Raw genomic sequence first — 17,081 nt, forward strand, 5'->3', positions numbered from 1 at the left:
GCCGGGACCGCCGGGTAACTGTGACGCCAGGCCAGCGGATCCCGCGGGTGGTGGACAACTAGTTCGCAGGAACGAACAGCTGCTGGCCGGGCAGGATGCGGCCGCCACGGAGGTCGTTCAGCTGGATGATCTCCGCGATGACATCACGAGGGTCCCGCTCGGGCGCAGCCGCCCCGGCGATGCCCCAGAGGGATTGGCCCGGCTGAACCGTGACAGTGACTGCAACAGGCGGACGCAGTTGGGACTGGGAGTCCGACGCCTTGGCCGGGGAGTTGATAAAACCGGCGAGGGTCAGCAGCGCCGCCACCAACAGCATTGCCGGGATGCCGAAGAAGACAATCCGTCCCCGCCGGGTGAGACGCAGGCGAGTGGGTGCCTGAGTGGTGCGGAAATCAGCGAACGTAGTGATTGCGGACATGAGCTGAGCCCTTCTGAGCTATTGCCAGGTTCCGGGGTGCCCGGTGCTTGGCGGCCAATTCTTTGTGTTCCCGTCATCTGATTCCCGGTTGTTCGAACACTCTGTTCGAACATCCGGCGTCAGCATCTGGTTTATAGAACACATATTCGAACCTTGCTATGACATTTTTAGCACTTATCAACGAACGGTGTCGAGACTCGCTAGAACAAATGTTTGATAAACGCCTGTGCCTGCCCTACGTTTGAGTGAAGAAACAGCACTGTTTCAGTGGAACAGGAGGGTCTGACATTTTTTGCAGACCCGACAACCCCGGGCTCGCTTCGGGGCGAAATGGAAAGGCATTGGCGAACATGGCAGCGAAAGCCACGGGCGGCGGGGCACCCCTGCGGAGCCAGCAGCCTCAGAAGAGTCCCAAGAGCCTGACTGTCCGGCAGAAAAAGATCCTGGAGACCATCCAGCGGTCTGTCAATGACAACGGATACCCGCCCAGCATGCGCGAGATCGGCGACACCGTGGGTCTGGCCAGTTTGTCGAGCGTCACTCATCAGCTGTCCCAACTGGAGAAGCTCGGCTATCTCCGCAGGGACCCCAAGCGTCCTCGCGCCATGGAAGTCCTGATGCCTCTGACCCTGGACGGTGGCCCCATACCGGGCGTGGAAGCGCCCACCACCCTTCGCAGCGCGGGTGGCCTGAACGTAACAGAGCTGGCCAGTGCAAGTGATACCGCCATGGTCCCTCTGGTGGGCCGCATTGCGGCCGGTGGCCCCATCCTGGCTGACCAGACGGTGGAAGACGTGCTTGCGCTCCCCCGGCAACTTGTGGGGCATGGCGAATTGTTCATGCTGAAAGTGGCCGGCGATTCCATGATTGACGCCGCCATTTGTGACGGTGATTGGGTGGTGGTCCGCCGCCAGAACGACGCCATCAACGGCGACATAGTGGCAGCCCTACTGGATGACGAAGCAACCGTGAAGACCTTCCGGCAGCGGGATGGCCATACGTGGCTGCTCCCGCAGAACACCCAGTACGAACCCATCCTGGGTGATCAAGCCACCATCATGGGCAAGGTAGTTTCGGTACTCCGCTCCCTTTAGGCGCTCTACGAGGCCTTGGACGAGCCCAGACGCTCCAGGACGCCACGGACTACTGTTCGGTCGGTCGTTGCCCAGAACGGCGGCAGAGCGGCACGCAGGAAGCCTCCGTAGCGTTCCGTCGAAAGCCGGGAGTCCAGCACTGCGACTACCCCCTTGTCCCCTGTCGAACGGATCAGGCGGCCAGCGCCCTGCGCCAGTCGGATGGCAGCGTGCGTAGCTGATACGGCCATAAAGCCATTCCCACCTGATTGCGCCACTGCCCTGGAGCGCGCAGTCATCAGGGGATCATCAGGCCGTGGGAAGGGAATACGGTCAATGACCACTAAGCGGCACGAGCCACCCGGAACGTCTACGCCCTGCCACAGTGACATGGTTCCGAAGAGACATGTGTCGGGCTCATCGGCGAACTGCTTCACGAGGGCCGCCATGGTGGATTCGCCTTGGCAGAGGATATCCACGTCCAGCCGGAGCCGCATGGCGTCGGCTGCTTCTTCGGCCGCACGCCGCGAGGAGAACAGGCACAGGGCTCCCCCGCCGGACGCCCGGATGAGGTCTTCCAATTCGTCGAGCGCCTCGGGCGAGGTACCGCGCCCGGGTTTCGGGAGGTGCTTTGCCACATACAGGACACCCTGTTTGGGATAATCAAAGGGCGAACCCACATCGATCCCGGTCCAGCTCGGGGCGCCGTCGCCGATGAGGCCGAGGCCACCTGCTGCCGGTTCAAAAGCCGAGCCGATGGCTAGCGTGGCGGAGGTCAGCACTACAGTGTGGCCGGCAAAGAGCCCTTCGCGAAGCCGTCCGGCGACGCTGAGCGGGGCGATGTTAATTAAGGCCGGGGCAGTTTCATCAGGTTGTGAATACCCCTGCTGGGGGTCGAACGTGCTGTTTCGGGAAAACCAGACCACTTCGCGGTTCTCCTTGGCGGCCAGCATGCGTTCGCACAATTCCAGGATCAGCATGAGCCGTGAACGGGCCAGCTGCCGTCCGCCGTCGACTGCGTTTGATGAATCCGTCTTCGAATCCGAAAGCGCAGCGCGGGCGGCGTCCCGTAACTGGTCCAAGCAATCCAGCTGTTCATCGTTGAGGCCGTTGGGCAACAGCCCGTTGGGAACGCCGGCGATGGCCATATCCAGCCGCTCCGCTGCAGCGTTGAGGGCGTCCACTGTGATGGCTGTGTGCTTGCGGGCGCTTGATGCCGCAGCGTGAACCATGGCCACGGACAACTGGCCTGAAACGGCGCCGGTCACGCGGTCTTGTAGCTCATGTGCTTCGTCAACCACCACGACGTCATACTCAGGCAGCACGGCCAGGCCTTCAAAGGCGCTCACTGCCAGCATGGCGTGGTTGGTGACCACGACGTCGGCTTCACTCGCCCGTGAGCGCGCCAACTCGCTGAAGCACTCTTCTGCCACGGGGCACTTCTGAGCCCCCAGGCACTCCATGGAAGTCACGGATACCTGGCGCCAGGCCCTGTCAGTGACTCCGGGCATGAGTTCATCGCGGTCGCCGGTCGGGGTTTTCTCCGCCCATTCCCGAAGGCGGACTACTTCTTTACCCAGCTGGGATTGCGGCCCGCCCATGGAGGCAGCAAAGTGGGGAACGCTGGTGTCCTCGCCAAGGGAGAACAGTTGCCCTTCGGAAGGCTCTTCGCTGGGGAACCCGCCTTCGAGTTTCTGCAGGCACACATAATTTGCCCTGCCCTTGACCAGCGCCACATTGACCGGGCGCTCGAGGGCAGGGTTGATGGTCTCCAGCAACCGGGGAAGGTCCCGGCCGACGATTTGGGTCTGCAGTGCGAGGGTGGCGGTGGACACGAGAGTCGGTTTATCGCTGTCCATGGAATGGGCGATCAACGGAATCAGGTAAGCCAACGACTTACCTGTTCCCGTTCCCGCCTGGACCAGCAGATGCTCCCCGGTCTCGATGGCCCGGGTAACATGCTTGGCCATTTCGTGCTGGCCGGCACGGCTTTGTCCGCCCATTCCGGCAACAGCCCGATCCAACAGCTCGAGGGTGGTCTTCTCGCCCACCGATTCGACGGCGTCCGCCGCCACCTTCTCAACCATTACTGACGAACGACTCCAGTTCGGCGGCCAGGCCTTCGCGCACCATGACAACTACGCGGGTCCCGTTCTCCTCATGCTCAAGGCTGAGGATTTCCGAGTCGGAATTGTGCAGCTTGTTGATCATTTCCCCACGATCGTAGGGAATGAGCAGTTCAAGGCGGACGCCAGGCCGCGGGATGGACCGGCTGATATCTTCCAGCAGTTCCGCGATGCCCTGGCCCGTGCGGGTGGATACAACAGCGTGGCGGGGTTCTTTCTGCTTGAGGCGCTCCACCACAAAGGGATCCGCGACGTCCACCTTGTTGAGGACGATGATCTCCGGAACCTTGCGGGCGTCCACCTCGGTGAAAACAGCCCTTACCGCTGCAATCTGGCCCTCAGGGTCCGGGTGGGATGCATCCACCACATGGAGGATCAGATCTGCATCAGCAACTTCCTCCAGCGTTGATCGGAAAGCCTCGATGAGCTGGGTTGGGAGTGAACGAACAAACCCAACCGTGTCTGCGAGGGTATAGCCGATGCCGTCCGGGGTTTGCGCCTTGCGGACCGTGGGATCCAGGGTGGCGAACAAGGCGTTCTCCACCAGGACCCCTGCGTCAGTAAGGCGGTTGAGCAGGGACGACTTTCCAGCGTTCGTGTACCCGGCGATGGCAACAGAAGGAACAGCATTGCGACGCCGGTTGGCACGCTTGGTCTCACGTGCCGGCTTCATAGCGGCGATTTCACGACGCAGCTTAGCCATGCGGGTGCGGATTCGACGCCGATCAAGTTCGATCTTGGTTTCACCAGGACCACGCGAACCCATTCCAGCGCCTGCTCCACCCACCTGGCCACCGGCTTGGCGGGACATGGAGTCGCCCCAACCACGAAGCCTCGGGAGCAGGTACTCGAGCTGGGCGAGCTCCACCTGCGCCTTGCCTTCACGGCTCTTGGCGTGCTGGGCGAAAATATCCAGGATCAGCGTGGTGCGGTCAACAACCTTGACCTTCACAATGTCCTCAAGGCCGCGTCGCTGAGAGGGGGCAAGCTCAGTGTCCACCACCACGGTGTCGGCGCCTGTGGCCGCAACGATGTCTTTAAGTTCCTGAGCCTTACCGGAACCGAGGAAGGTCCCGGGGTCCGGCTTCTGCCGACGCTGGACGAGGCCATCCAACACCTCGGATCCCGCGGTCTCTGCAAGTGCTGCGAGCTCGCGGAGGGAGTTCTCCGCATCTGCCAGAGTCCCCTCAGTCCATAGGCCGGCCAGTACAACGCGCTCAAGGCGCAACTGCCGGTATTCGACCTCTGTGACATCTTCGAGCTCGGTTGACAATCCTGCGGTACGGCGAAGAGCGCGACGTTCAGCCAAATCTTCCTGGTCGCCGTCGTAGATGCTGTGTTCCTGGTCCAGGGTCGAAATCGCCTGAGCCTTGCCGAACACGCTGTTGGCTTCGTCGTCGGATGCCTGCGCAGGTACATCCTTGGAAAGAATCCGGTCGATCACGGCCTGGATTTGTTCAGGACTCATGTCCTGGGCGTCGGAATCGGATCCGGAGTGCTTCTGGGTGGTCATGGTCTCCTTAGACTGTTCGGCAATTCCAGAATAGTGCGGTTTGGTGCTCGATGGGGCGCTATTCGCGCTGGGCTGACGGGCATCGGCCAAAAGGGCCTCCTATGTGCTGAGCAGTCGGTGCCTCTCGGCGGCAGGGACTGCTGGGATGTGGCGTGGATGACTCCGCGGGAGGGTCCCTTGGCCAATGTGAGGATGCTCTGCCTGCCCCAACGATTGGCCGCGCAGAACCTGTAGGCCCAAAGCGGATGTGGGGAGGAGCGGTATCTTCAGAGCGTCCGGCTTCGTATACAGGAGTCGCCGGACTGAGCCAGAGGTGACCTGCCGGGCGGAAAGGCCAACCGGGCTGGAATGCCAAGCGGGCCTGCGTCGCGGGCGGTACCGTCAGACGCCTGATGACTGGGCGCCTATGGGCTGATTACTCGAAGATCAAGAACATGCATTCAACTTTAGCAGCCATTGTCAAACCTTCTGCGGAAGGAGGCGGTTTCCCAAGCCGACGATAGCCAACTAATCTGGCAAATTATGGAGTCTGCACACTATTTCACTGCCCAACCGGCCGGACCATTCACCCGCAAGCCACTCACTGTGGAACTCGCAGGAGCCCCACGCCGGTTGCAGACCTCGTCGGGAATCTTCAGTCCCGACGGCGTGGACAAAGGCACGGCGGTACTTTTCTCCGAGGTCCCGCCGCCGTCCCCGAAAGGTCACCTGCTGGACATCGGCTGCGGCTGGGGTCCGATTGCCCTCACCTTGGGGCTGATGGCGCCACATGCCCATGTTCATGCGGTGGATGTGAATGAGCGTTGCATCACGCTGACCAACGAGAATGCCGCGGCGCTGGGCCTCACCAACGTCACGGCCAGCCTCCCCCACGAGGTGGACCCCGCCGTCGAGTTTGACACCATCTGGTCCAACCCGCCCATCCGCATCGGCAAGGACGAACTCCATACGCTGCTGCTGACATGGCTGCCTCGGCTGGCTGCAGGAGGCAATGCGTGGTTGGTTGTTCAGAAGAACCTGGGCTCGGACTCCCTCCAGCGGTGGCTCGCCACCGAACTGGACAGCTCCTACACGGTCACCCGTGAGAGCACGTCAAAAACGTTCCGCATCATCCGTGTCAGGAAAGCGTCCCAGTAGCCACGATGACGGCCGGGCCACTAAGTTCAACATGCTCGCGGCCGCCTGCACCTGGGAAGAACTTCACACCCACGACGCCGCCGGGTACCCTTACGTGCCAGTCGTTGGGCGCCGTATCCCCCGCCCAATGACGAATCGCGACGGCGGCAGCGCACGCGCCGGTGCCGCAGGATTGCGTCTCCCCCACCCCACGCTCGTGAACACGCATAGTGATGGTTCCTACGCCGTCTTCCACCAATGGCTCCGCGGGAACCACGAACTCCACGTTGGTTCCATTTGCGGGCTTGGGGTCCACCACGGGGGCCTTGAACAACTCTGTGGCTGAAAGCTCGCTGAGCTCCGCAAGGGCAACTACCGTGTGGGGATTGCCCATGCTGACGGACAGGCCGGGCCGTGCCACTTCCAAACCGTCCGCACTTACCAGCGCATCCATGGCCTTGCTGGTGGCCTCCTTGGGAAAGATGAATTCCCAGGGGCCCATGTCCACGGCATAACCGTTGGCTGTCCTTACAACTTTTTTGACGCCGCCACGCGTGCCGATGGTGAGGGTCTGACCGGGGCCCAGGTCCACCAGGCCCTCAGCAATCAGGAAATGGACGAAAACGCGTACGCCATTGCCGCACATTTCGGAGAGCGAACCATCTCCATTGCGGTAATCCATGAACCACTCTGCTTGGGGATCCTGCTCAAGGGCGACACGACCTTCCGGGAGGAAACGGGAAGGAACTGCCCGGATGAGGCCGTCACCCCCGATGCCCACGTGTCGGTTGCACAAGTGCGCCACCTGCTCGGCCGTGATCTCATGGGCATCCCCGGGATCAGCGATAAGGACAAAATCATTGCCCGTTCCGTGACCCTTGGAGAACTCCAAGCCGGCGAGGCTGGAAGGCGGCATTGGAGCACCGGCAGTTGCGGGCTGCGGGGCGGGAACTGCGGCGGATTGATCCATGGATCTAGGCTACCTGCCACGCCTGTTTGGCCAGAAATTACAGCCGTTGGATCGTGGGCGCATTGACCTCATTGGCCGCTTTGGCTGCCTTAGCCACAAGCTCCGGATCCTGCCAGTCGAGCCAAGTGATTCGTGGATCAGCCCGAAACCATGTCAGCTGGCGCCGTGCGAACTGCCTGGTAGCCACGATGGTTTCCTCGGCCGCGGCACCCGCTGTCATCCCGCCGTCCAGGACTTTCAGGAACTGGGCGTATCCCAAAGCGCGCGAAGCTGTCTTGCCACTCCGCAACCCAACGGCGTCGAGTCGTTCAACTTCCTGCTGAAGACCCGCATCCACCATCCGATGCACCCTCAGTGCCAGACGTTCCCGCAGTTGCTCCCGATCAACCTCCAGGCCGATCTGGAGTGCCGGCTGGAAATACTCGCGCTGTGGCATAAACGAGCTGAAAGGGCGGCCAGTGACACCGTGCACTTCCAGAGCCCGGATAACACGCCGGGCATCTCCCAGGCGGGCGGCCGAAACAGGATCAACTACCTCAAGGCGCGCTCGCAACGGCGCAAGCCCTTTGGTTTCCCATTCTTCTTCCAGCTGACTGCGGAGCACCGGATCAGTCCCCGGAAATTCCAGCACGTCAAGCGCTGCCCGCACGTACAGCCCGGATCCGCCCACAAGAATGGCACGCTTTCCCCGTGAGTGGATGTCATGGATGACTGCGCGGCATTCACTTTGGAAGTCGGCCACACTGGCTTCCTGCGTGACGTCCATGGTGTCCAGCAAATGGTGTGGCACACCCCTGCGCTCTTCCACTGTGATCTTGGCAGTTCCGATGTCCATGCCACGGTAGAACTGCAAGGCATCGGCGTTGATGACCTCGCCGTTCAAGGCCAGAGCGAGGTTGACGCCCAGATCGGACTTACCGGAACCTGTAGGACCGACAACGGCGATGACACGTTGTAAGGGTTCCGGGCTGGACAACGACATGTGATCCTGGGTCACGTACTTAGGCGCGGCGAACCGGCAACGACGGCATGCCCAATGACACGCCCGCCTTGCCCGACATCGGTCCTGCTGCAGGGACCCCGCAAGAATCAGCCTGCGAACGATCCCAGGCATCGCCTGCACGGGAGCGGCGCAAGAAGTAATCTTCCACTGTTGCCGGATCAGCTACCAGGTGGAAGGCAGCGGCCTCAGTAATACTCACCGTGACGAAGTCACCCGGCCGAGGAGTTTCGGCTCCGGTCGGCACGGAGAAGTGCACCAGCCTTTGGTCCTTTGAACGGCCGGACAGCCGGTGTGTTTCGCCGGCTTTTCGTCCTGATTGCGCTGTGACCAGGACTTCCACCTTCCGCCCCAGCTGCTTGGCGTTCTCTTCTGCGGCAATACGGTCCTGCAGCGCGGTGAGGCGTTCGTAGCGCTCCTGCACCACGGCTTTGGGCAGTTGGTCCGGAAGATCCGCAGCCGGCGTGCCGGGCCGCTTGGAGTATTGGAACGTGAAGGCGGACGCAAACCGCGACTTCTCCACCACATCCAGGGTTGCTTGGAAATCTTCCTCGGTTTCGCCCGGGAAGCCCACGATGATGTCGGTGGTGATGGCGGCGTGCGGGATGCGTTCCCGCACTTTGTCCAGAATTCCCAAGAATTTGCTGGAACGGTACGAACGGCGCATGTCCTTCAGCACCTTGTCCGAGCCGGACTGCAGCGGCATGTGCAACTGGGGCATGGCGTTGTGTGTTTCGGCCATGGCGTCAATGACGTCGTCCGTAAATGCGGCGGGGTGGGGGCTGGTGAAACGAACACGTTCCAGACCTTCGATTTGCCCGCATGCCCGGAGGAGTTTGGAGAACGCCTGGCGGTCGCCGAATTCCACACCATAGGAATTCACGTTCTGGCCGAGCAACGTGACTTCCACAGCCCCGTCATCCACGAGCGCCTGGATTTCCGCCAGAATCTCTCCAGGACGCCGGTCTTTCTCCTTGCCGCGAAGCGATGGCACGATGCAGAACGTGCACGTGTTGTTGCAACCCACAGAGATTGAAACCCACCCTGCATAGACAGAGTCGCGCTTGGTGGGGAGCGTTGACGGGAACACATCCAAGGATTCGAGAATCTCGAGTTGTGCCTCGTTGTTGTGCCGGGCACGGTTCAGCAGGGCAGGCAGGGCTCCCACGTTATGCGTTCCGAACACGGCGTCAACCCACGGCGCCTTCTTCACAATGGTTTCGCGGTCCTTCTGAGCCAGGCAACCACCCACGGCAATCTGCATCCCGGGGTTTGCTTCCTTGACCTGCCGGAGCTGCCCAAGGTTTCCATAGAGTTTGTTGTCTGCGTTCTCCCGCACAGCGCACGTGTTGAAGACCACGACGTCGGCAACCTCACCGTCGGCGGGCACGTACCCTGCTTCTTCAAGGAGCCCCGCCATGCGCTCCGAATCATGGACGTTCATCTGGCAGCCAAATGTCCGAACCTGATACGTCCTGGGCTCGGCAGAAGGAGTGGCGGCGGCTGTTGGGGAAGGAATGGTCAAACTCACTACTCAAGGGTACCGGCTTCTGCCAGCACCTCACCGACGATCCTGAACGCCATGGAAGGGGCGTACCCTTTCCGTGCCAGCATCGACGCAAGCCGCCGGGTGTACTTGTCCCGCTCGGCCCGATCCGACAGGTCCATGCTTGGCCGCAGCTTGCGTTGAACGAGCTCCCGGGCAGCCAATTCTTCGTCTTGGTCGCTGACCTGCGATAGGGCTTCCTCTGCTGCATCCAGCTCTATGCCTTTGTCTGCCAATTCTCGACGAATGGCGCCCTTGGCGAGCTTCTTACTCTGGGATCGGCTGCGGACCCACATCCTGGCAAACTCAGCATCATCGATCAGCTGAACTTCTTCGAAGCGGTCCAGAACTGCCTCAGCCACCTGCTCGGGAACATTCCGTTCTGCGAGTTTCCGCGACAGTTGCAGCCGGCTCCGCGGCGCCATCGTCAACTGCCTCAGGACGATGGCACGCGCCACGGATTCGGGATCGGGTTCAGGATCGGCCGCAACGGAAGAATCCGGCTCCGGCCCTTTCCTAGCCGTCAACGGCCTTCAGCTTCGGGGAATCTTCTTCAGCCTTTACAACGCCCACGCCAAGCTTTTCCTTGATGAGGCGCTCGAGTTCCTGGGCGAGCTCAGGGTTGTCGCGCAGGAATCGACGCGAGTTCTCCATGCCCTGGCCCAGCTGATCGCCGTCATATGTGAACCACGAGCCCGACTTCTTGATGATGCCGTGCTCCACACCCATGTCAATGATGCCTCCCTCGCGGGAGATGCCCTGACCGTAGATAATGTCGAACTCAGCGATCTTGAAGGGCGGAGCCATCTTGTTCTTGACGATCTTTGCCTTGGTGCGGTTACCGACAGAGTCGGCACCTTCCTTCAGGGTTTGGATGCGACGAACGTCAATTCGCACTGACGCATAGAACTTCAAGGCCTTACCACCGGTGGTGGTTTCGGGTGATCCGAAGAACACACCGATCTTTTCACGCAACTGGTTGATGAAGATGGCGGTTGTCTTGGTCTGGCTCAAGCGGCCCGTGATCTTTCGCAGGGCTTGGCTCATGAGTCGAGCCTGGAGGCCAACGTGGGAGTCACCCATTTCGCCTTCGATTTCGGCGCGGGGTACCAGGGCAGCCACGGAGTCAATGACGACAATGTCCAGCGAGCCGGAGCCCACCAGCATGTCCATGATCTCCAATGCCTGCTCACCGGTGTCGGGCTGTGAAACCAAGAGTGCATCCGTGTCCACGCCAAGCTTGGCGGCGTAGTCCGGGTCAAGTGCGTGCTCGGCGTCAATGAACGCTGCGATACCACCTGCGCGCTGTGCGTTGGCTACAGCATGGAGTGCCACGGTGGTCTTACCCGAGGATTCCGGACCATAGATTTCCACCACACGCCCCCGGGGCAGTCCGCCAATGCCAAGAGCGACGTCCAGTGCAATGGAGCCGGTGGGAATGACCTCAATCGGGGCGCGGGTGTCATCACCCAGTCGCATGATGGAGCCTTTGCCGAACTGCTTGTCGATCTGGGCAAGCGCTGCTTCGAGCGCCTTTTCACGATCCGGGGTTGCCGCCATGGTTCACACCTCTGATGCTTTCTCGCTGTGGAGTGGCCCGAAAGGCCGCTTTTCCTGTCATGTCTGACGCTATTACGGTGCTCTGACATTTTTAGTAGCCGGCACCGGCTATGTGGATAACCTGGGGCTGCCGGAAGCTCTGGAATGCGTCCTTCGAGATCAATTTTCTTCTCACAGGAGCATATCCCCATCCGAACAGATATTCGAACAATGTTCCGGCGTGTCCCTACCCCTCGGGCGGTAACCACCACGTGCCGGGCTTCAGTTGGAAGCCGGTTTGATGTCCCTGCCAAGTCTGCGTTCGGGGGGAACGTCCTGGACCTCGCACACGGCCAACCAGACTTCGCGAGGTTGATAACCGGAGGCCAAAGCCTCTACGGCAGTTCGCCCACCAACGCCGGCGAGTACCAGGGAGTTGGCCAGGACCCGGGAGTAGCCTGCCCCGAATTCGTCGTCCATTAATCGCCAAAAGTCACTTGCCCTCACGGATAGAGTCTCTCATGGCGCCGGACTCTAGAATGGTTGCCATGAGCAATCCTCTCCAGAGCAAGCCAGGTCCGGCATTGCCAGGCGACGCCGTGGACGACGCCCTCCAGCAGGTGGAACACCAGCTGAGCCTGCTCTGGCGCCGCGCCCGTTCTATCTCCCATCAGTTGTCACGCCAGGTACATCCGGACATGGAACCGGCCGCCTACGGGCTTCTCACAGTCATCCGCAGGGAAGGTCCCATCCGCCTCACCGACCTGGCCACCTGCATTGGTGTGGGCAAGCCGTCCGTGAGCCGCCAGATCGCCTTCCTGGAGGGCATCGGCCTTGTCTACAAGGAAGCGGATCCCCAGGACGGCAGGGCTCAGTCCATCCGTTTGACGGATAAGGGCGAAGAGAAGATGCACCAGGTCCAAGATGCCCGCAGGCAGGTCTTCCGAGAGCGACTCGGCGAATGGCCGCTGGAGGATGTTCAGACGCTTGCTGACTACATGGGCCGCCTCAACGCCATTTACGGGGACGGCGTGCTCAACGTTAAGGAACCGGAAATCGACGTCGAGGACAAGCCCGCAGGCGTTTGAGCAGCACCTGCCCTAAGCGACACCCAAACTCAACGGAAAAGGTCCCCAGCCTGAGGCTGGGGACCTTTTCCGTAGTCTAGCTGGAACGTTTACCGGGCTCCGGAGAGCATTCCTTGCGGGAAATCGTCCGTGAGGTCCAGATCTCGACCGTAACGCTGGGAGAATTCCTGCGGAACGGTGTCCGGAACTGCAACACCTTCTGCGACGGCCACGCGGTCGCTGACTTCGCGAAGCATGTGGGATAACGGAACATCCAGGGCTGTGCAGATAGAGGACAGGAGCTCGGAAGAAGCCTCCTTCTGGCCGCGTTCAACTTCACTCAAGTAACCAAGTGAGACGCGGGCGCTGTGCGAAACCTCGCGGAGGGTACGGCCCTGACGCTGGCGGACATCGCGCAGTACATCACCGATCTCGTGGCGTAGTACAACCATTTTGCGCTCCTTCTGTTCGCTCTGTGCCTGATCAGCCAAGCCCACATCCTTCCAGCGGACAACGCCGTTCACGGATACGGGCTGCTTTACCATCTGTATCGCCTTGCTCCCTCATTCATCCGGTTCGCTGGCTGGCGGACCGGGTTGGTTTTTACATCCTAGGCGCCCCGGCTCTTCCGAAGCGACACAATGACACAACTATTGGCAATCAGTTTTTGTTCCCGACTACTTTACGAACGGTAACCAACGTCACTCAGTGCAGCAAGCAGACGCGCCAAGGCGGCCTCGCAGGCCTGCTCCCTGATGGACTGTCTGTCCCCCGAAAAACTGTACTCAAACGATTCGGTTCCGGATTTGCCCGAAATCCCGATGAACACAGTTCCTACCGCTTTGCCGTCGTGCGGCTCGGGTCCAGCCACACCCGTAGTGGAAATTCCAAGATCGGCGCCGCAGACGCGCCGGGCGCCGTCGGCCATGGATTCGGCCACCCGACCGTCAACGGAGCCGGCCTCGGCAAGCAGCTCCTGCGACACCCCGAGAACACCAGCCTTCACAGAGTTCTGGTATGCAACCACGCCGCCTTGCAGCATCCCGGATGCTCCAGGCGTGTTCGCAAGCGTTGCCGCAACCATCCCCGCGGTTAGCGACTCAGCCGTAGCCACTGAGAGCTTGTTCCCGAGAGCAATAGCGACTGCCGCCGTCGATGTCTGCGCAGCGTCGGATGCGCCGTCATTGAGCGTCATACTCGCCGCCCGGCAGCGCGAAGCTTTACCGCTTGGACGACATATTCGACGCCGGTCCACAATGTGATGGCCAGCGCCACCATCATCACCCAGAAGGCGACGTCGCCAAGCCAAGGAGCGATCGCCTTCAAGGGCAGGATGTAGAGGAATATGGCCACGGTCTGGACTACTGTTTTCAACTTGCCACCGCGGGAAGCCGGCATGACGCCGTACCGGATAACGACGAACCGGAGAGCGGTAATCCCCCATTCCCGCACCAGGATGAGGATGGTGACCCACCAAGGCAATTCCCCCAGGATGGACAGGAGGACCAGCGCGGAACCGATAAGCAGCTTGTCGGCGATGGGATCGGCAATCTTGCCGAAATTGGTGATCAGGCCCCGCGCCCTGGCGATGTCGCCGTCGAGCTTGTCCGTATAGATGGCGACCGCAAAAGCCACAACAGCCGCCCACCGCCAGATCCCGTACTCACCGTCGTCCGCCACCAGGAACCATACGAAGAATGGAACCAGGACGATGCGGAGCATTGTGAGGATATTGGGTAGGTTCCAGACGTCGGAGCTGCTGGAAGTCGCGTTATCACCCTCGGCTGTAGTCACCCCACAAGGCTACCTTCTTTGGACTAACGCCCCGTCAGCGACCAAGCGTCCTCGCCGCCCTCTTCGTCGTCGTTCGGGCTATCGGAGCCGTCGTAGTATTCGATGGCCTGCGTGCGGTTGTCCAGGTCCGCCTGGACCAGGTCTTCGGCATAACCTCCGACGGCGATGTTCGAGTTGGCGTTATCGCTGAGGGCAGCCGTGTGCGCGTCGGGCGCCGCGGGTGACTCCTGGCCCTTCATCGCGGCAAGCACCGCGGCGAGGTCATCGGGTTTGACAAGAACATCGCGCGCCTTGGAGCCCTCAGAAGGACCAACAACGCCACGGGACTCGAGGAGGTCCATGAGGCGGCCGGCCTTGGCGAAGCCCACACGAAGCTTTCGCTGGAGCATGGACGTTGAGCCGAATTGCGTGGTCACCACAAGCTCTGTTGCCTGGAGCAGGACCTCGAGGTCGTCTCCTATGTCGTCGTCGATCTGCTTCTTGGGCGCTTCCGCAGCGACGTCGTCACGGTAGACGGCCTGCAGTTGTCCCTTGACGTGCTCCACAACCTTGTGGATCTCTGATTCAGTAACCCAGGCACCCTGGACACGCATCGCCTTGGAAGCACCCATGGGAAGGAACAGTGCGTCACCTTGTCCAATGAGCTTCTCGGCCCCTGGTTGGTCAAGGACAACACGGGAGTCCGTAACGGAGGAAGTGGCGAACGCCATACGCGATGGAACGTTTGCCTTGATCAAGCCCGTCACGACGTCCACGGATGGACGCTGCGTTGCAAGCACCAAGTGGATGCCGGCGGCACGTGCGAGCTGCGTGATCCGGACAATCGAGTCTTCAACGTCGCGTGGGGCAACCATCATCAGATCGGCGAGCTCGTCAACGATCACCAGCAGGTACGGGTAGGGCTTCATGACGCGCTTGGAGTCCACGGGCGGCACAACCTTGCCCGCCCTGACCGCCTTGTTGAAGTCGTCAATGTGCTTGTAGCCGTAATTGGCGAGGTCGTCGTAGCGGGCATCCATCTCGCGAACCACCCATTGCAAAGCTTCAGCGGCCTTCTTGGGGTTGGTGATGATGGGCGTGATGAGGTGCGGGACGCCCTCATAGGCCGTGAGTTCCACGCGTTTGGGGTCCACCATGACCATGCGCACTTCATCAGGCGTAGCGCGCATGAGGATGGAGGTGATCATGGAGTTCACGAAGCTCGACTTACCAGCACCGGTGGCACCGGCAACAAGCAGGTGGGGCATCTTGGCGAGGTTGGCCACCACGTAGCCACCCTCAACGTCCTTGCCGACGCCCATGACCATCGGGTGGTCGGTCCGGCGTGCGTTCTGGCTCCGCAGCACATCGCCCAGCGACACGGTTTCGCGGTCTGTGTTGGGAATCTCGATGCCAATGGCGGATTTGCCGGGGATAGGGCTCAGAATGCGAACATCACTGGACGCCACGGCGTAAGAAATGTTCTTGGACAGCGCGGTGACGCGCTCCACTTTGGTACCCGGAGACAGCTCGATCTCATACCGCGTCACAGTGGGACCGCGGCTAAAGCCGGTCACAGCGGCCTCTACGTTGAACTGCGTGAGGGTGTCCGTCAGTGCAGCGACGACGGCGTCATTGGCTTCCGTGCGCTCCTTCGGAATGGAGCCGGGCGTCAGGTAGTCCGATGCCGGCAGGGTGTAGGTGACATCGCCTGCCAGGGACAGTTGCTCCGTGCGCTGCGGGATAGGCGTCTGTGGGAGGGGCGCACCTGCAGGCTTCGCCGGAACCTGGGCTACGGGAGCCGCGGGTGCGGTCATCTCCGGAGTAAGAATCGGAATGGCTTCGGTGGGGTTCTCGATCCCGGGCGTGGCTCCCAGGCCTTGGGCGGCCTTGATCTTCCCGACGGCTATCTCTGCCTGTGTTGGACGACGTACGCCCGGCGGAACGCGCGGTCCGGATGCATCCGGAGCTTCGTCGTCGTCGACTATTGCATGCTCGAAAGCCTCGTCCCCGACATAACCCTCCAAGCTGGTATCTGTTTCCTCGTCCTTACCGAAGAGGCGCATACGCTTCTTCTTCGGCTTGGCGGCAGCGTCGTTCTCGTAAAGGTAGCTGCGGTCGTGGGCGTCCTTGCCGGACTCGTCCATCAGGTCAACGCCCATAAGGTGTTCATAAGCGCCCCTGATCCGGGACGGAATTGCACCAAACGGTGTGGCCGTGACGATCAACACGGACACGAACGCCAACAGTCCGTAAAGGACAACAGGGACAGCAACGTGGATTGCAGCCAAAGGTGCTGCTGCGAGGAAGCCCAGCATTCCGCCCGCCTTGCGCAGGCCGTCAAAGCCTTCCGCAACGGTGGGGAGGCCGCCGATCACATGTGCCAGGCCCGAACCGGCCAGCGTCATGATCATGAAGCCGATGCCCACGCGGTTGTTCCCTCGACCGTCCTGTGGCTTCCGGAAAAGCCTGAAGGCACAGACGAACAGCATGAAGGGCAGGATCAGGGACATCCACCCAAACGTGCCGTTGACCACGCTGTAGACCATGTCAGGCAGCCAGCCGGTCAGACCCCACCAGGCGAAGGTGGCGATCGCGATACCCAACACCAAATTGAACAGGGCGGCGCCATCCCGGCGGTCGTCGGGGTCCAGATCGCTGACGTCGTAGCCGATTCGACGGACCCCGGCACCAACTACATGACCGATCCCCTGCCAGAAACCTGAGAGCATTCGCAGCGGCAGCGGAGCTTGGGGCTCGACGGCGGCCGCTTGCTTGGTACGGGCAGTGCTGCCACGCCCGCTTTTGCTCGCGGCAGCGCTGCTCTTCGAAGCAACTCCGCTGGTTTTGGATGCGGCTGTGCTCCGGCCTGTGCCGCCGGATTTACTGCTGGAGCTGCCTCGTGGCGTGGAGGTAGTACGGGTCGCCATAAGTGCCACG

The 17,081-nt window shown here is 61.3% G+C and carries 16 protein-coding genes; 3 read left to right on the plus strand and 13 right to left on the minus strand.

Annotation, left to right across the window (positions count from 1 at the left end; all coding sequences use genetic code 11):
- Nucleotides 1–58 precede the first annotated feature (58 nt).
- The gene (locus ACIQTW_RS17370) at nt 59–418 is read right to left on the minus strand and encodes a LysM peptidoglycan-binding domain-containing protein (protein ID WP_402939405.1); all 360 of its coding nucleotides are present in this window, start codon (nt 416–418) and stop codon (nt 59–61) included.
- 350 nt (nt 419–768) lie between these two features.
- Here ACIQTW_RS17370 and lexA point away from each other — a divergent pair, with 350 nt between their 5' ends.
- The gene (gene lexA, locus ACIQTW_RS17375; protein ID WP_402939408.1) at nt 769–1,512 is read left to right on the plus strand and encodes a transcriptional repressor LexA; all 744 of its coding nucleotides are present in this window, start codon (nt 769–771) and stop codon (nt 1,510–1,512) included.
- Between the two features lie 5 nt (nt 1,513–1,517).
- Here lexA and ACIQTW_RS17380 read toward each other — a convergent pair whose 3' ends face one another.
- The gene (locus ACIQTW_RS17380) at nt 1,518–3,578 is read right to left on the minus strand and encodes an ATP-dependent DNA helicase (protein ID WP_402939410.1); all 2,061 of its coding nucleotides are present in this window, start codon (nt 3,576–3,578) and stop codon (nt 1,518–1,520) included.
- Nucleotides 3,571–5,130 carry a GTPase HflX gene (gene hflX / locus ACIQTW_RS17385; protein WP_402939413.1) on the minus strand — a complete coding sequence of 520 codons (1,560 nt, stop codon included), beginning with the start codon at nt 5,128–5,130 and terminating at the stop codon, nt 3,571–3,573. The genes ACIQTW_RS17380 and hflX overlap by 8 nt, the downstream gene beginning before the upstream one ends.
- A 522-nt stretch (nt 5,131–5,652) precedes the next feature.
- Here hflX and ACIQTW_RS17390 point away from each other — a divergent pair.
- A complete protein-coding gene (locus tag ACIQTW_RS17390; protein WP_402939416.1) occupies nt 5,653–6,267 on the plus strand; it encodes a class I SAM-dependent methyltransferase in 615 nt (204 codons plus the stop codon).
- Here ACIQTW_RS17390 and dapF read toward each other — a convergent pair.
- The 6 genes from dapF to ACIQTW_RS17420 all read right to left on the minus strand — a co-directional run bounded on the left by dapF (nt 6,248) and on the right by ACIQTW_RS17420 (nt 11,781).
- The gene (dapF, locus tag ACIQTW_RS17395) at nt 6,248–7,216 is read right to left on the minus strand and encodes a diaminopimelate epimerase (protein WP_402939418.1); all 969 of its coding nucleotides are present in this window, start codon (nt 7,214–7,216) and stop codon (nt 6,248–6,250) included. The genes ACIQTW_RS17390 and dapF overlap by 20 nt on opposite strands.
- A gap of 37 nt (nt 7,217–7,253) precedes the next feature.
- Nucleotides 7,254–8,198, minus strand: coding sequence for a tRNA (adenosine(37)-N6)-dimethylallyltransferase MiaA (miaA, locus tag ACIQTW_RS17400; RefSeq protein ID WP_402939842.1), 945 nt, complete (start codon nt 8,196–8,198; stop codon nt 7,254–7,256).
- Nucleotides 8,199–8,217: 19 nt separating this feature from the next.
- Complete coding sequence (gene miaB / locus ACIQTW_RS17405) at nt 8,218–9,747, minus strand: tRNA (N6-isopentenyl adenosine(37)-C2)-methylthiotransferase MiaB (protein ID WP_402939421.1); 1,530 nt, start codon at nt 9,745–9,747, stop codon at nt 8,218–8,220.
- Nucleotides 9,747–10,289, minus strand: a complete 543-nt coding sequence (locus ACIQTW_RS17410) for a regulatory protein RecX (protein ID WP_402939424.1) — start codon at nt 10,287–10,289, stop codon at nt 9,747–9,749. The genes miaB and ACIQTW_RS17410 overlap by 1 nt, the downstream gene beginning before the upstream one ends.
- Nucleotides 10,279–11,322: a recombinase RecA gene (gene recA / locus ACIQTW_RS17415; RefSeq protein WP_017198006.1), complete on the minus strand. Its 1,044-nt coding sequence runs from the start codon at nt 11,320–11,322 to the stop codon at nt 10,279–10,281. The genes ACIQTW_RS17410 and recA overlap by 11 nt, the downstream gene beginning before the upstream one ends.
- Before the next feature lie 261 nt (nt 11,323–11,583).
- Complete coding sequence (locus tag ACIQTW_RS17420; RefSeq protein ID WP_309073599.1) at nt 11,584–11,781, minus strand: DUF3046 domain-containing protein; 198 nt, start codon at nt 11,779–11,781, stop codon at nt 11,584–11,586.
- A gap of 68 nt (nt 11,782–11,849) precedes the next feature.
- Between ACIQTW_RS17420 and ACIQTW_RS17425 the strand changes: the two genes are divergently transcribed.
- Entirely contained in the window at nt 11,850–12,389 is a 540-nt protein-coding gene (locus tag ACIQTW_RS17425; protein ID WP_402939429.1) for a MarR family winged helix-turn-helix transcriptional regulator, read from the plus strand.
- 89 nt (nt 12,390–12,478) lie between these two features.
- Here the strand turns inward: ACIQTW_RS17425 and ACIQTW_RS17430 are convergent, their stop codons facing one another.
- The 4 genes from ACIQTW_RS17430 to ACIQTW_RS17445 all read right to left on the minus strand — a co-directional run bounded on the left by ACIQTW_RS17430 (nt 12,479) and on the right by ACIQTW_RS17445 (nt 17,071).
- Nucleotides 12,479–12,913, minus strand: coding sequence for a helix-turn-helix domain-containing protein (locus ACIQTW_RS17430; protein WP_014921288.1), 435 nt, complete (start codon nt 12,911–12,913; stop codon nt 12,479–12,481).
- Nucleotides 12,914–13,050: 137 nt separating this feature from the next.
- A complete protein-coding gene (locus ACIQTW_RS17435) occupies nt 13,051–13,563 on the minus strand; it encodes a CinA family protein (RefSeq protein WP_402939432.1) in 513 nt (170 codons plus the stop codon).
- Nucleotides 13,560–14,162, minus strand: coding sequence for a CDP-diacylglycerol--glycerol-3-phosphate 3-phosphatidyltransferase (pgsA, locus tag ACIQTW_RS17440; RefSeq protein WP_402939435.1), 603 nt, complete (start codon nt 14,160–14,162; stop codon nt 13,560–13,562). Before pgsA ends, ACIQTW_RS17435 begins: the two co-directional genes overlap by 4 nt.
- A 23-nt stretch (nt 14,163–14,185) precedes the next feature.
- Nucleotides 14,186–17,071: a DNA translocase FtsK gene (locus ACIQTW_RS17445; protein WP_402939438.1), complete on the minus strand. Its 2,886-nt coding sequence runs from the start codon at nt 17,069–17,071 to the stop codon at nt 14,186–14,188.
- Nucleotides 17,072–17,081 lie beyond the last annotated feature (10 nt).

This window comes from Paenarthrobacter sp. NPDC090517 (genome assembly GCF_044769165.1).
In the GTDB taxonomy this organism is placed as follows: domain Bacteria; phylum Actinomycetota; class Actinomycetes; order Actinomycetales; family Micrococcaceae; genus Arthrobacter.

Coding starts and splice junctions, on each gene's coding strand:
- ACIQTW_RS17390 (WP_402939416.1), top strand. CDS start 5,653: ATGGAGTCTGCACACTATTTCACTGCCCAACCGGCCGGACCATTCACC.
- ACIQTW_RS17445 (WP_402939438.1), bottom strand. CDS start 17,071: ATGGCGACCCGTACTACCTCCACGCCACGAGGCAGCTCCAGCAGTAAA.
- ACIQTW_RS17425 (WP_402939429.1), top strand. CDS start 11,850: ATGAGCAATCCTCTCCAGAGCAAGCCAGGTCCGGCATTGCCAGGCGAC.
- recA (WP_017198006.1), bottom strand. CDS start 11,322: ATGGCGGCAACCCCGGATCGTGAAAAGGCGCTCGAAGCAGCGCTTGCC.
- lexA (WP_402939408.1), top strand. CDS start 769: ATGGCAGCGAAAGCCACGGGCGGCGGGGCACCCCTGCGGAGCCAGCAG.
- ACIQTW_RS17380 (WP_402939410.1), bottom strand. CDS start 3,578: ATGGTTGAGAAGGTGGCGGCGGACGCCGTCGAATCGGTGGGCGAGAAG.
- ACIQTW_RS17435 (WP_402939432.1), bottom strand. CDS start 13,563: ATGACGCTCAATGACGGCGCATCCGACGCTGCGCAGACATCGACGGCG.
- ACIQTW_RS17370 (WP_402939405.1), bottom strand. CDS start 418: ATGTCCGCAATCACTACGTTCGCTGATTTCCGCACCACTCAGGCACCC.
- ACIQTW_RS17420 (WP_309073599.1), bottom strand. CDS start 11,781: ATGGACGACGAATTCGGGGCAGGCTACTCCCGGGTCCTGGCCAACTCC.
- ACIQTW_RS17430 (WP_014921288.1), bottom strand. CDS start 12,913: ATGGTAAAGCAGCCCGTATCCGTGAACGGCGTTGTCCGCTGGAAGGAT.
- dapF (WP_402939418.1), bottom strand. CDS start 7,216: ATGGATCAATCCGCCGCAGTTCCCGCCCCGCAGCCCGCAACTGCCGGT.
- hflX (WP_402939413.1), bottom strand. CDS start 5,130: ATGACCACCCAGAAGCACTCCGGATCCGATTCCGACGCCCAGGACATG.
- miaA (WP_402939842.1), bottom strand. CDS start 8,198: ATGTCGTTGTCCAGCCCGGAACCCTTACAACGTGTCATCGCCGTTGTC.